The 13,660-nt window shown below is 63.1% G+C and carries 11 protein-coding genes; 2 read left to right on the top strand and 9 right to left on the bottom strand.

The window, feature by feature from the left end:
- Positions 1-75 precede the first annotated feature (75 nt).
- The 4 genes from LHFGNBLO_RS06280 to LHFGNBLO_RS06265 form a co-directional block, all read right to left on the bottom strand.
- Complete coding sequence (locus LHFGNBLO_RS06280) at positions 76-987, bottom strand: hypothetical protein (RefSeq protein WP_258605217.1); 912 nt, start codon at positions 985-987, stop codon at positions 76-78.
- A gap of 234 nt (positions 988-1,221) precedes the next feature.
- Positions 1,222-3,693 (bottom strand): DNA topoisomerase (ATP-hydrolyzing) subunit B, encoded by a 2,472-nt coding sequence (gene gyrB, locus LHFGNBLO_RS06275; protein ID WP_258605215.1) that lies wholly within the window; start codon positions 3,691-3,693, stop codon positions 1,222-1,224.
- A 145-nt stretch (positions 3,694-3,838) separates the two neighbouring features.
- Positions 3,839-6,505, bottom strand: coding sequence for a caspase family protein (locus LHFGNBLO_RS06270; RefSeq protein WP_258605213.1), 2,667 nt, complete (start codon positions 6,503-6,505; stop codon positions 3,839-3,841).
- Between the two features lie 39 nt (positions 6,506-6,544).
- Positions 6,545-7,117, bottom strand: coding sequence for an NADPH-dependent FMN reductase (locus LHFGNBLO_RS06265; protein WP_258605212.1), 573 nt, complete (start codon positions 7,115-7,117; stop codon positions 6,545-6,547).
- A gap of 196 nt (positions 7,118-7,313) precedes the next feature.
- Between LHFGNBLO_RS06265 and LHFGNBLO_RS06260 the strand changes: the two genes are divergently transcribed.
- Positions 7,314-8,681: a cytochrome P450 gene (locus LHFGNBLO_RS06260; protein ID WP_258605210.1), complete on the top strand. Its 1,368-nt coding sequence runs from the start codon at positions 7,314-7,316 to the stop codon at positions 8,679-8,681.
- A 17-nt stretch (positions 8,682-8,698) separates the two neighbouring features.
- Here LHFGNBLO_RS06260 and LHFGNBLO_RS06255 read toward each other — a convergent pair whose 3' ends face one another.
- Together LHFGNBLO_RS06255 and LHFGNBLO_RS06250 are read right to left on the bottom strand one after the other, a co-directional pair.
- The gene (locus tag LHFGNBLO_RS06255) at positions 8,699-9,673 is read right to left on the bottom strand and encodes a complex I NDUFA9 subunit family protein (RefSeq protein ID WP_258605208.1); all 975 of its coding nucleotides are present in this window, start codon (positions 9,671-9,673) and stop codon (positions 8,699-8,701) included.
- Between the two features lie 103 nt (positions 9,674-9,776).
- Positions 9,777-10,229, bottom strand: coding sequence for a DoxX family protein (locus tag LHFGNBLO_RS06250; protein WP_258605206.1), 453 nt, complete (start codon positions 10,227-10,229; stop codon positions 9,777-9,779).
- A 471-nt stretch (positions 10,230-10,700) separates the two neighbouring features.
- On the opposite strand from LHFGNBLO_RS06250, the gene LHFGNBLO_RS06245 reads away from it, so the two are divergent.
- On the top strand, positions 10,701-10,976 hold the full coding sequence (locus tag LHFGNBLO_RS06245) for a hypothetical protein (RefSeq protein WP_258605205.1): 276 nt from the start codon (positions 10,701-10,703) through the stop codon (positions 10,974-10,976).
- A gap of 6 nt (positions 10,977-10,982) precedes the next feature.
- Here LHFGNBLO_RS06245 and LHFGNBLO_RS06240 read toward each other — a convergent pair whose 3' ends face one another.
- From LHFGNBLO_RS06240 to LHFGNBLO_RS06230, 3 genes are all read right to left on the bottom strand, one after another.
- Positions 10,983-11,984, bottom strand: coding sequence for an Ldh family oxidoreductase (locus LHFGNBLO_RS06240; RefSeq protein WP_258609621.1), 1,002 nt, complete (start codon positions 11,982-11,984; stop codon positions 10,983-10,985).
- A gap of 120 nt (positions 11,985-12,104) precedes the next feature.
- Positions 12,105-12,914, bottom strand: coding sequence for an ABC transporter permease (locus LHFGNBLO_RS06235; protein WP_258605203.1), 810 nt, complete (start codon positions 12,912-12,914; stop codon positions 12,105-12,107).
- Entirely contained in the window at positions 12,914-13,579 is a 666-nt protein-coding gene (locus tag LHFGNBLO_RS06230; RefSeq protein ID WP_258609619.1) for an ABC transporter permease, read from the bottom strand. The genes LHFGNBLO_RS06235 and LHFGNBLO_RS06230 overlap by 1 nt, the downstream gene beginning before the upstream one ends.
- Between the last annotated feature and the right edge of the window lie 81 nt (positions 13,580-13,660).

The following is a 13,660-nucleotide window of genomic DNA, read 5'->3' as shown; positions in this document are numbered from 1 at the left end:
ACCGACCCAGCCAATCTCTCCAAAACAAAAAGCCCGGTATCAAGCCGGGCTTTTCTGTTCACAAGAGCGGATCGCTCAGCGACTGGTAAGGAGCACTGCTTCCTCGTCGTCGCGTTGCCTGCCACCGAGCGCGGCCGCGGCACTGGCGATGAAGGCGCCGATGACCAGCGACAGCGCACCGAGCAACGCAAAGGTGGCGCTGCCCTTCCGTGCCGTGTCGGCGGCCTGTTGAGCTTTGACTTTGGCATCCTCAACCTTGGCAACCAGCGCATCGACACGCGCCTTGGCATCGGCTTCCGACAGACCGGTGCGAGCAGCTACCAGTTGCGACAGATAGGTCTTGTCGTCGGCCGAAATCTCGCCTGCCGCGGCACTGGCGATCAGGATGCGCGAAGCCTGCGCCGCGGGATCGCTGTCCGGATTGGTGGCTGCGAGCCTGCTCGCATCGGCAGGGCGGAACAGCGAATCCACGAGATAGGATGTCGCATTGTCGGCTGATGCCCCGCTGGCATTGGCGGAAGCGCCTGCCGAAGCACCCATCGCAGCACCGGATGCGACGGTGGAAACGGCCTGCACGCCGGTGCCGACGGCCGCCGACAGCGCCGAGCTGAGCACGCCGACGACAAGCAGCGTCGCCAATGCCCAGGCGAGGAAGCCATGCGCCGTGTCACGGAAATAAACCTCATCCGTGTGGATGCCGACCCATTTGGTGCGCAGGCGGCCGGCGAGATAGCCGCCGACCCCTGACGATAGCCACTGCACGATGATCAGCCAGATTGCGGTGGAAACCGCGAAGGTGGCGACCGAAGCGCCGGAGCCGGACCATGGCGAAACCATGCTCAGTCCGAGACCCGAGCCGAGCAGCATCAGGATGAAGGTCAGCGTCGAGGCCGCGAAGGCGCCGGCGATGATCGGACCCCAACTAACGGCAGTTGAAGAGGATTCGGTAGAAGCGGAGACGTCGACAGCCGATAGGGTGGACTGCATAGAGGCCCCCCTACCGTACGAAAAGCATGATGAGAATGATGATCGGAATCGGAATTCCAAGCAACCAGAGCAAGATACCGCGTCCCATGAAGACCTCCTGTGAGAAATTGTGATCGATAATCTCACAATGTCCCGGATGGCCTTCTGTTCCGGCTGGTCCTCAAATGTTTTGTTGGGGCTCGAAGAACATTGGCACGCCGGAGCGCACCAATGTTCAAAATCCCTGTGCAGGTCTCAGATGTCCAGATTGGCAACCGACAGCGCGTTTTCCTGGATGAACTCACGCCTGGGCTCGACCTCGTCTCCCATCAGCCGCGAGAACAGCGAGTCTGCGTCGGTTGCGTCATTGACCTTGACCTGCAGCAGCGAGCGCACATTCGGATCGAGCGTGGTTTCCCAGAGCTGCTCGGCGTTCATTTCGCCAAGACCCTTGTAGCGCTGCATGGTCAGGCCCTTGCGGCCGGTGGCAAACACCGCGTTGAGCAGCGCCAGCGGCCCCGAGATGGTCTCCGACACATCCTTGCGCCGCAGCACCGGCGGCTCGCCATAGACCTCTGTGAGGCGCGGCGCATAGCGGTCGAGCTGGCGGGCATCGGCCGAATTGATCAGGCCGAGATCGAGATGCGCGAATTCCTTGACGCTGCGCACCGTGCGCTCGAACACATAGCCGCCGATGCCCTCGTTCGAGGTCGACATGCGGCCGGTCCAGCCGCGTTCGGTATCCTCGGCGATGATGTCGAGACGCTTGGCGACTCGCTCGGCCATGGCGTTGGCACGGCCGAGATCGGTAAAGATATCCGGATTGAGGCCGCCGGCAATCGCCGCCTGCTCGACCACGCCTCTGTTATAGCGTGTGTGCAGTCCGTTGATCAACTGGCGCACCGCCAGCGCATCATCGATGGCGCTGCGCAAATCCTGTCCAGCCCGCACCTCGCCCGAACCGAGAGAAAGCGACGCCTCTTCCAGCCCGGAGCCGATCAGGAACTCCTCGAAGGCGCTTTCATCCTTGATGTATTGCGAGCTCTTGCCACGCGTCACCTTGTAGAGCGGCGGCTGGGCGATGTAGAGGTGGCCGCGCTCGATCAGCTCCGGCATCTGCCGGAAGAAGAAGGTCAGCAGCAAGGTCCGGATGTGGGCGCCGTCGACATCGGCGTCGGTCATCAGGATGATCTTGTGGTAGCGCAATTTGTCGGCGTTGAACTCGTCCTTGCCGATCGAAGTGCCGAGCGCGGTGATCAGCGTGCCGATCATCTCGGAGCCGAGCATGCGGTCGAAGCGGGCTCGCTCGACATTGAGGATCTTGCCGCGCAAGGGAAGAATGGCCTGGTTCTGGCGCGAACGCCCGCCCTTGGCCGAGCCGCCGGCCGAGTCACCCTCGACGATGAAGATTTCGGATTTGGCCGGGTCGCGTTCCTGGCAGTCGGCCAGCTTGCCGGGCAGCGAGGTGACGCCGAGCGAGCTCTTGCGGGTGATGTCGCGCGCCTTGCGCGCGGCTTCGCGCGCCGCAGCCGCCTGGATGACCTTCTCGATCACCACCTTGCCCTCGGCCGGGTGTTCCTCGAGCCAAGTGCCGAGCGCCTCGTTGACCAGCCCTTCCACCACCGGGCGGACCTCGGACGAGACCAGCTTGTCCTTGGTCTGCGAAGAGAATTTCGGGTCGGGAACCTTGACCGACAGCACCGCCGTGAGTCCTTCGCGGCAATCGTCGCCGATCAGCCCCACCTTTTCCTTCTTGGTCAGGCCCGAGGATTCGCCATAGCCGGTTATCTGGCGCGTCAGCGCACCACGGAAACCGGCCAGATGCGTGCCGCCATCGCGCTGCGGGATGTTGTTGGTAAACGCCAGCACATTCTCGTGGTAAGAGTCGTTCCACCACATCGCGACTTCGACGGTTATGCCGTCGCGCTCGGCCTTGATGGCAATCGGCTTGTCGATCAGTGGTTTCTTGACCCGGTCGAGATATTTGACGAACTCTTCCAGCCCGCCATCATAATGCAGTTCATGGCGCACGATGTCGGCATGGCGGGCATCTGTCAAAACGATACGCACGCCGGAATTCAGGAAGGCGAGTTCGCGCAGCCGGTGTTCCAGCGTGCCGTAATCGAACTCGACCATGGTGAAGGTCTCGGACGACGGGAAAAAGGTGATCTCGCTGCCGCTGCGTCCCTCATAGGTGCCGGCAACCTTTTGCTGCTCGTAGCTGCCTGTGGCCTTTAGCGGCGCATCCGCATTGCCATGGGTGAAGCTCATTTCGAAGATCTGGCCGTTGCGGCGGATCTTCAGCTTCAGCCAGGCCGACAGCGCGTTGACCACCGAGACGCCGACGCCATGCAGGCCGCCCGAAACCTTGTAGGAATTCTGGTCGAATTTGCCGCCGGCATGCAGCTGCGTCATGATCACTTCGGCCGCCGAAATGCCTTCGCCGGTGTGGATATCGGTCGGAATGCCGCGGCCATTGTCGATAACCGTGACCGAACCGTCGGGGTTGAGCGTCACCGTGACGAGGTCGGCATGACCTGCCAACGCCTCGTCGATGGCGTTGTCGACCACCTCGTAGACCATGTGATGCAGGCCCGAGCCGTCGTCCGTGTCGCCGATATACATGCCCGGCCGCTTGCGGACAGCATCCAACCCCTTCAAAACCTTGATGGAATCGGCGCCGTATTCGGCTTCGGCGCCGTTGGTGTTGTCGCTCTGATCGCTCATGAAAACCTGTTATCTAGATGCCGCTTATGCAGCGCGAAAAATCGGCCCCGAATCGCGCCTCTGATATCGCCTAGATATAGGCGCTAAAGGCGGTTTTTCCAAGGTTTGCGGGGATTTCCAGCCCAAATCCCCAACTGGCAGCCGGCTATTTTTTTCGGACGTTGGAATGAGCCAGGAGGTTGCGCAAATATTTGATCATGAATTTGTCCCCGGGCGCCAGCCGTCCCGTACGGTCAAGCTCCAGCGTCAGCTTAAGCGCCTTGGTCAGCGCCGCCTTCGGATCCCTCGCGACATAGGCATAGGCGATGTAGGCGCGCGCCAGATCGATTTGCCAGATCGCATTGTCCGGATCGGACTGGGCCAGTTTCTGGGCGATAGCGAGGCTGGCCTCGAATGCCGCCTTGGAACCTTCAAAGTGACGTCGGTCGGTTTCCAGATAACCGATCTTCTGCAGGGTAATCGACATATCGCGCTGCCAGTTCGAATTGGCAGGATCCAGCTTGGCCAGCCGGTCGGCTATAGAAAGACTGTCCTGATAGTTTTGCAGAGCACCGCTGGCATCGCCCTGCTCTCTAAGCACCTCGGCGACCTGTTCGAGACACACAGACAGGTCGCGCTGCCAGTCCGTGTTGCCGGGATCGATGGCGGCAAGGTCGCGCGCCGTCGCCAGCGCCTGCTGGAAGGACCCCAGCGCGAGCGGCCAATCCTTCTGGTCGCTGTAAGCTTTGCCGATCTTGGCGTAACCGACAGACAGGTCGCGCTTCAAATCGGTGTCGTTTGAGTCTCGGCGCACAAGCGCTTCGGCGATCCCTTGGCTCTTGTTGTAGGCGTCGAGCGCACCGGCGGCGTCGCCACGCTCGCGCAGAACGTCGCCGATCCTGGTGTAGCTGACGGAGACAGCGTGCTGGTGCCTGGGGTCATCGGGGTTGTTCTGCGCCAGCGCCAGCCGAATTCTCAGGCTCTCTTCGAATGCCGTCTGGGCGCCGTCGAGCTGGCCGGTGGTGCGGGCAAGGTCGCCGATTTCGTCATAGGTAATGGTCAGGTCGCGCAGCAGATAGACGCTGTTCGGCTCCGCATCGGCCAATTGCTGCTTGATGGACAGGCTTTGCTGATAGGCTTGGGCCGCCCCACCCACATCGCCTTGCGTCGCCAGTGCGTTGCCGATCTTGTCATTGGCCATGGCCAGATCGCCGAGCCAGTCTTCTTTGTCAGGGATCCGTGCGGTCAGATTCTGCAGCATGACCCTGGCCGCCTCATAGTTTTCCAGGGAGGCCAGCAGGTCCCCTTGCGCCATCTCGATGTTGGCAAACTTGATATGGCCGATGGCGAGATCGCGCTTGACCCTGGGATCGGTTTCCTGGCGCGACCGCTGCTCGAGGTTGGCCACCAGCGCCGCAAAGGCGCGGCCGGCGGCGTCGCTATTGCCAACCGTTGTGTAGAGCCCGCCAAGGGCCTCCAGCGTGCGGCTCTGGCGGTCGGCCTGCTCCAGGCCGAGCGAGGTCTGCCCGGCCTCGCCGTAGAGCGACAGCACCGTTTCATAGTCGCTGATGGCAGTCGCGTAATCCAGGCTGGCGCGGGCCGCGCCGCCGGACAGAAACCGCGTCGCGGCCTCGGAGAGGGTGCGGCTGACGAACTTGGCCTTTAATGTGTCGCGCGAGACATTGTCGATGTCGGCGGCCTTGGCAAGGATCGCGCGTGCGCCATCGAAGGCGCCGAGCGACAACTGCTCCTCGGCCTGCCGGCGCAACTCGGTCACCTTCGGGTCGTCGGCGGCCAGGATCTTCATGTCGTCGCGCACCTTGACGAAGGCGTCGGCGGCCTCGCGAAGCTTGGCGTCCAAGCTTTCGCCGGAGAGATGGCTGGTGTCCACGCTGATCAGCGCGCCATAGAGCGGCGCCAGCGGCATGTCGGCGTCGCTGGCGACCCGCTCTACCTGACCGCGCATCTCCGGCGTCACATCGGCCATGGCGAGCAGCAGCCGCTCGCGCTCCGGCAATTGCTCTTTGGCAGCCGAGGCAAAGAACAGCTTCGGCAGCCCGTTCTCGACATAGGGCAATTGCTTGCCGCGGCTGAGGTCATAGACCTCCTGCTGCACCAACGTCAGCACAGAGCGGATTTCGAGCCCGTCGGTGCCGAGATATTTGGTCAGTGCCGCCGTGAACGGCGAATTCTGACCGGTTCCGTCCGCGGCTGTCTCGCCTGGTGCTGCCGAAAAGGCGAACAGGATGTTTTCCGCCTTGCCGACGCGTCCGAGGCCCGGCTTGACCTGGTCCACCAGATCCTTAATCAGCGGTGTCGCGCCGCGCCCGTCGCCGCTGCCGCCCGTGAATGGATCGCTGCGGCAGGCGTCGAGCATGATCAGCCCGACCTTGGCTGTGGCGGCGACGGCATCGCGCACCTCCTCGAGCGGCAGGCTGGTCTTCTCCAGCGCCTCAAGCGAGGAGGCGTCGGCATCGACGGGCAAAAGCCGGTTTTCGCCTGAGATCTCGACGCCATGACCGGAGAAATACACCAGCGCCACGTCGGCGCCCTTTGCATCCTCGCGGAAATCGTCAAGGGCGCGGCGCATGCGCCTGAGATCGCGGTTGGTTTCGAGAACAACCTCGAAGCCGAGCTTCTTCAGCGCCGCTTCCATCGCCTCGCCATCATTGACGGGATTGGCGAGCGGCCGGATCAGCCGGTAATCATCGTCGGCGATGACCAGCGCAACGCGCCGCTCCGCCACGGCGGCGGCGGTCGTCGAGAAGATCAGCAGCAAGGTAAACAGCAGACGCACGTCGAACCGCCCCGGCCCGGTCATTTGCCGGAGCATTCCATCTCTTTATGGCATGAGCAAGCCGGGCTGGCGGAGTTAGACCGCGGTCCGCATCGGCTTCAGCGCCTCGCTCCAGCGGAACAGTTCGTCCAGCATGGTCCTGGCGCCGCCAAGCACCTGTTCGCTGGGCTGGAAGGCGCCATTCTCGTCGAGCAGCTTCTGATACATCGACAGCGCCACGCCCTCGGGGATCGGCATCACCCCGACCGAGGTCAACAGCGGCTTGACCGCTTGCGCCGCGCGCAGGCCGCCGGAGACGCCGCCATAGCTGAGGATGGCAGCCGGCTTGTATCGCCATTCCCTGAGCAGGTAGTCGACTGCGTTGACGATCGCGGGGGCGGCGAAATAGTTGTATTCCGGTGCCACGAAGACAAAGGCGTCGGCGGCGTCGATTGCCTTCGACCAGGCTTTCGTATGATCGTTCTCGTACTTGCCGAGTTTTGGATGATGCGGCTCGTCCAGCACCGGCAGGTGGAACGCGGCGATGTCGGTAAGCACCGGCTCGAATTTCCCGTGCTCGCGGGCGAATGGCTCCAGCCACTCCGCGAAAACCGGTCCGGCGCGCCCAGGTCGCGTGCTGCCGATGATAATGTTCAACTGATGTTTCAAGACAAGCTCCTGCCGATCGACGGTATCTGTTGGTGACTACCTACGGTGCACAGCCAAAGGCGGCAAGGAGGCACCTTTCGGGAACCGGTCACGTTCTGCTGAACACAGTGTTCTGGCCACCTGGTGGCCTTGCCGTTCGGTCACATGGACGCCTGCTTTGCAGCCCACTACATTGAGCTTGTCAGCGGAGCACGTCATGGACACACAGCCCGCCCCCTTCGTCCCCCCTGCGCCGAAGCCGCGCACCACGCCGCCTTCGACGCTGGAGATGATCCGCATCGTCTATCGCAATCCGCTCGAACTGTGGGGCGAGCACACTTACAACGAGCCCTGGATTTCGGTGAATGGCGTGGGCGGACCTCTGGTCGTCGCCAACGACCCCGGCCTCATCCGCCACGTGCTGGTCGACAACGCCAAGAACTACAAGATGGCGACGGTGCGCCAGAAAATCCTGCGGCCGATCCTGCGCGACGGCCTGCTGACCGCCGAGGGCGAGGTGTGGAAGCGCTCGCGCAAGGCAATGGCGCCGGTGTTCACGCCGCGCCATATCTTCGGCTTCGCCGAGCCGATGCTGAGGCGCACGCGTGAGTTCGTCACCCGCTACGAGGGCGGTGCCATGTCGGACATCGCCCACGACATGACACTGCTCACCTATGACATCCTGGCCGAGACGCTGTTTTCCGGTGAGATCGCCGGCGAGCCGGGCAGTTTCGCCAATGAGATCGACCGCCTCTTCGAGACCATGGGCCGCGTCGATCCACTCGACCTGCTGCGGGCACCCGACTGGCTGCCGCGCCTGACCCGCATCCGCGGCCGCAAGACTATGGCCTATTTCCGCAAGATCGTCACCGACACCGTCAAGATGCGCGAGGAGCGGCTCAAGCGCGATCCCGACAGCGTGCCACAGGACTTTCTGACGCTTTTGCTCAAGGCCGAAGGCCCGGACGGGCTGACGCGGGCCGAGGTCGAGGACAACATCATCACCTTTATCGGCGCCGGCCACGAGACGACGGCACGTGCGCTCGGCTGGACGCTCTACTGCCTTGCCGAGGCGCCATGGGAGCGCGAAAGGGTCGAGCAGGAGATCGACCAGGTGCTGGCGCGCGAGCCCGATCCGACGAACTGGCTCGATGCCATGCCGTTCACCCGCGCCGCTTTCGACGAGGCGCTCAGGCTCTATCCGCCGGCGCCGTCGATCAACCGCGAGCCGATCGAACCGGAGACCTGGAAAGAGCTCTATATCCCGAAGCACGCCGCGGTGCTGGTGATGCCGTGGGTCGTCCATCGCCATCGCAAGCTGTGGGACCGGCCCGACGCCTTCATGCCCGAACGCTTCCATCCGGGAAACCGCGAAAAGATCGACCGCTTCCAGTATCTGCCGTTCGGCGCCGGACCTCGCGTCTGCATCGGCGCCAGCTTTGCCATGCAGGAAGCGATCATCGCGCTGGCCATCATGCTGTCGCGTTTTCGCTTCGACTCCACTCCAGAAACCAAGCCGTGGCCGGTGCAGAAACTGACAACGCAGCCGCAGGGCGGCCTGCCGATGCAGGTCACGCCGCGCTAGACCTCACTCTGCCGGATTTATGCCGCAGGCTTGCGCTGGAATTGGCCGGCGGCGCGAAAACGCCAGAGGTAGCTCGGCAGGATTGTTCCGACCGACTGCGTCTGGATGCCGAGGCCTGTGAGCGTCCTGCCTTCCCTGGTGGCCGTGTCCGACACGATGTTGTGCGCGCGCAACTGCATGACCTGGTCCTTGGTCAGCAGCGGATTGGGCAGCAGGCCGAGGATCGACGCCTGGATGTTGGCCACCCACCACGGCACTGGCACCAGAAGCCGCTTGCGCTCGATCACGGCAAGCAGCTCTTCCATGCATTCCTTGAAGGTGAGCACCTGCGGCCCGCCGAGCTCGTAGATCTGGCCGCCCTTGACCTTGCCTTCGACAGAGCGCGCCACCGCTTCCGCGACATCGCCGACATAAACCGGCTGGAACTTTGTCCCGCCGCCGCCGATCAGCGGCAGCACAGGCGAATAGCGCGCCATAGTGGCGAAACGGTTGAAAAAGCTGTCCTCCGGTCCGAAATTGATCGACGGCCGCAAGATGACGGCGTCCGTGACCGTCTCCAGAACCGCCTTCTCGCCGAGCGCCTTGGTGCGCGCGTAGTGCGATTGTGAGTTCAGATCGGCACCGATCGCCGAAATATGGGTGAGGCCTGCGCCGACCGAGCGCGCGGCTTCGGCGACGGCGCGGGCGCCGAACTCATGGACAGTGGTGAACTTCTGGCGGCCGCTCTCATGCAGGACGGCCACCAGGTTGACGACATAGTCGGCGCCCTGCACGGCGCGGTCGACCGACCAGCGCATCCGAACATTGGCCTGCACCGGCTGTATCTGGCCGACATTGCCGAGCGGCTGCAGATGACCGGCGAGATCAGGCCGGCGGCAGGCGACCCTGATGCGGTAGCCACGCTTGGCCAGCGCCCGCACCACGTGGCGGCCGACAAAGCCTGAGCCTCCGAACACGACGACGAGCTTGGGGGTCTGCAGGATTTCGGTCATGGCTGGCTCCGGCGCTCGAAAGCTTGGCTGAAGCCGTTTCTTAATCCGTTTCGCGCCAAAGGCAAAGAGCGACCGGAGGTCGCTCCGAGCTGTTTTGGTCTGCTCAGAACGCCTTGCCGAGGCGTGCGTCGACGGAATGACGGTTGCCGCCGCGGATGACGAAGAAGAACAGGATTGCTGCCCACAGAAGCGACTTTTCGGCGCCTGAGAAACCCTGGTCCATGGTGACCCAGTGGAACCACACCGTGACCAGAAGCACGAACATCCCGGCGAAGGCAGCGGGCCGGGTCAGCAGGCCGATGGTGATGAGAATGCCGCCGAAGAACTCGGTGCATGACAGAAGCAGCGACCAGAACGCGCCGGGATAGAAGCCGAGGCCTTCGACCATCTCGGCGGCGCCGAAAGGATCGGTGATCTTTTGCGAGCCATGGATGGTGAGGAAAATGCCGGCCACCGCACGCAGAAGAGTTTCCGCCGCGGTGTTCAGCGCGGCGTAAAGGCCGCCAAGGGCGGGAACGAAAAGGCTTCTGCCCGGATTGTCAGTGCTGGTGGACATCTTTGTCTCCTCTATTGCTGCTGTTCGCAAACGCCCGATTGGGCCGGCTTGAGTCAAATAAACAAAAGTTGACTTTTGCATACATGTTTTATTGACGCATGCGAAAACGCAGAAAACCCCGCCGAAGCGGGGTTTTCCGGGTGGAGCTCATGTCGAACCAGGATCAACGAGACGGCCTGACCTGAGACGGTATCAGCATGGCGTGAAGCAGTTACGCCCGCCCCGCCCTGGAGGCATCCGACAGAAGACACCGACCGGGCAAACCCGACCCGGACATGCATTGGTCGCCGCAACCCGATAGAAAGGTTCGAACGCGGGCACAAAAATTGCACGCCGCCGCGCTGCGGGATTTGTGCCGAACAAATCAATCAACGAGGGGAGGCGGGCACGCCCGATGCCGCAAGGGAACTTTTGTTCGGCTGGCGATTTTGGATGTATGGTGTGATTTCGAATGGCAGGAGGATATTGCCGATGACAACAAAATGCGTTGCGTGCTTCGCCCTCGTTTTCGCAGTAGGCAGCAGCATTGGCGCCTCGGCGTTCGCGGGAGAACGGCATCATCGTCCCCCACCTCAACCCGAACGCTACGTTCCCGCCGATGGCGATATCATCGACGTCCTGTTCGGCGGCCCGCGTTACTATGATCGGCAGTTGTTCACGACGGCGGCTGGACCGTGCTCCTACGATCGCATTGGGCCCGACGCGAATGCGTTGAACAAGATCAACGATCACCACTGCGGGAAATAGGCGGCCTCAGGAAGAATAGCGCTCGGCGAATTCGGAAATGCGCTGCACCACCGCTTTGGGCGCAGTGATGCCCCGCGCTTGCGCCTTCTCGGCCGCTTCTGCCCGGGCGCGTCCCGGCACATGCACGCCGTAGCGCCGGCGCAGCCGGTCGAGCTGGTCCTTCATTCGTTGCTCGAAATCCGGATCGAGCAGCTTCGGCTCGACGGCGAGCACGAATAGGCCGGTCCCCGGGCTGTCCGGTCCGCCGCTGAACCAAGGCGCATCGAGCGACCAGTTGGCGCCCGACAGGCCGGCCGCCAGCACTTCGACCATCAGCGCGATGTTGGCGCCACGCTGGCCGCCGAAGGCGAGCATGGCGCCTTTCATGGCGGCGGCAGGATCGGTGGTTGGATTGCCGCTGACGTCCAGCGCCCAGCCTTCCGGGATTTTCTTGCCGTCCTCGGCCGCCTTGCGAATGTTGACGAAGGCGGTGGCGCTCGACGACTGGTCGATGACCAGCGGCGATCCGTCGGCCGCGGGAGCGGCAAAGGACATTGGGTTGGTGCAGTAGACCGGCTTGATCGAGCCCGAGCCGGCGAGCACGGCCGGACCGTTGGTTGCGGCGAAGGACACCAGGCCCTGCTGCGCCAACCGTCCGGTGAAATAGCCGAGCGCACCGCATGTATAGGCGTTCTTCTGCGAGAAGATGGCGACGCCGAACAGCTTTGCCGCCTTGGCGAGATCGTCGATCGTGCGGTCGAAGCCGGTATGCGCCAGGCCGCCCCGCGCGTCGGAAAGAAAGACGGCCAGCGCTGGCCGGGTGATCACCGGATCGGCATTGCCGTCGATGCGTCCGGCCTCGAGCGCCTCGAGATAGTCGATGAAATGCGTCAGCCCGACGGTCGCAAGCCCTTCCGCCTCGGCGGCGATGATCGAGGCGGTGAGTGATTGCGCCGCTTCCTCATTGGCGCCGGCGCCGAGCGCCGCCATCCGGCACAGTCCTTTTGCCTGGTCGAGACTGAGTTGCATCATGGCCGTTCTGAGTCCTGAGTGAGTAGCGAATAGCGAGTAGTCAGTAGGCGATAGGGAACAAGCATAGCAGCGAGCCGTTCGCTACTCACTACTCGCTATTCGCTACTCACTAAAACCCTAGCCGATCTTGTTGGGGATCCGCGCCTCGATCTTGCTGAAAGCGAAGACGAGAATGCCGGTGATCGCCATATAGATCAACGCCAGCAGCAACAAGGGTTCGTAGGTCAGGTAGGTGTCCTGCCGCACTTTGGACGAGACGGCAAAGATGTCGATGACGCTGATGGTTGCCACCAGTGGTGTCGACTTCAGTTGCAGCACGGTTTCGCCGGTCAGTGTCGGCAATGCCCGGTAGAAGGCCTGCGGCAGCCAGATGCGCCGGAAGGTCTTCCAGCGGCTCATGCCGAAGGCGCGGGCAGCTTCCAGTTGCCCCCTCGGTACGCCGGCAAACGCACCACGCATCACCTCGCCCTCATAGCCGGCGAAGGACAGCGTCAGCGCCAGAACGCCATAGGGCCAGGCCTGCCGCAGATACGGCCACATCCAGGAATCGCGGATCCACGGATATTGTGGAAACAGCGAGCCCAGCCCGTAGTACAGCAGCCAGAGCTGGATCAGCAGCGGCGTGCCCCTGATGACGGTGCAGAAGACTTTGGCGGGCGCGGCGAACCAGAAGGAGCCAGCGGCCTGTGCCAGCCCGAGCGGCACGGCGAGCAGGAAACCCAGTGTGCAGGTGACGGCCAGAATCCAGAGTGCGCGCCAGATGCCAACCAATCCCATCATGTAATATTGCGGCAACCAGTCCCAGCGCATGAAGAAGGCGGCCGACAGGACCAGCCCCAGCGCGATCAGGATCAGCACGACGCGATGCGGCTGCAGCCAGAGCGAAGCGCGTGCGGCAGCGTTCAGGATCGTCGCCTCCGCCGCCATCAGCGCCCCTCCTTGACCGAAGGCATGCCGCGCCGTGACCAGGCCTCCACGCGGCCGATGATGAGATTGGAAAACAGCGACAGCAGCAAATAGAGCGCGCCTGCAGCGACATAGAAGGTGAAATAGGCCTTGGTGACGCCGGCGGCCTGCCGCGTCGCCAGCGCCAACTCGAAGAAGCCGACGACTGCCAGCAACGCGGTATCCTTGGTGGCGATCAGCCACAGATTGGCAAGGCCGGGTATGGCGAAAGGCAGCATTGCCGGCAGCGTTATGCGGCGCAGCAGAAGACCTGGAGACATGCCATAGGCGCGTGCGGCTTCGATCTGGCCCTGTGGAATGGCAAGGATCGCGCCGCGTATGACCTCGGTCGAATAGGCGCCCTGGACAAAACCCAACACGGCAATGCCGGCCGCAAGCCCGCTGATGTCGATGCGCTGATAGCCGGCCGCGTTCAGCGCCTGATTGATCAGGTCGGTGCCGGCATAGTAAAGCAGCAGGATCAGAACCAGTTCGGGCACCGCACGCACGATGGTCGTGTAGACGGCCAGCAGATCGCGCACCACCGGGCCACCATAGAGCTTGCCGTAGGCGCCGCAGGTGCCGATCAAAAGGCCGACGCAAGTGGCGCCGACGGCGATCTCGATCGAATGCAGCAACCCAAGCAGAAGTGTTCCGCCCCAGCCGGGCGGCGTGGGCGAGAGAAGTTCGATGATGCCGGCCGCCGAGACCGGAAGAAGTGCGTCGAT

It is taken from the genome of Mesorhizobium sp. AR10 (assembly GCF_024746795.1).
Classification (GTDB): domain Bacteria; phylum Pseudomonadota; class Alphaproteobacteria; order Rhizobiales; family Rhizobiaceae; genus Mesorhizobium.
This window is presented reverse-complemented; position numbering and strand designations above follow the sequence as displayed.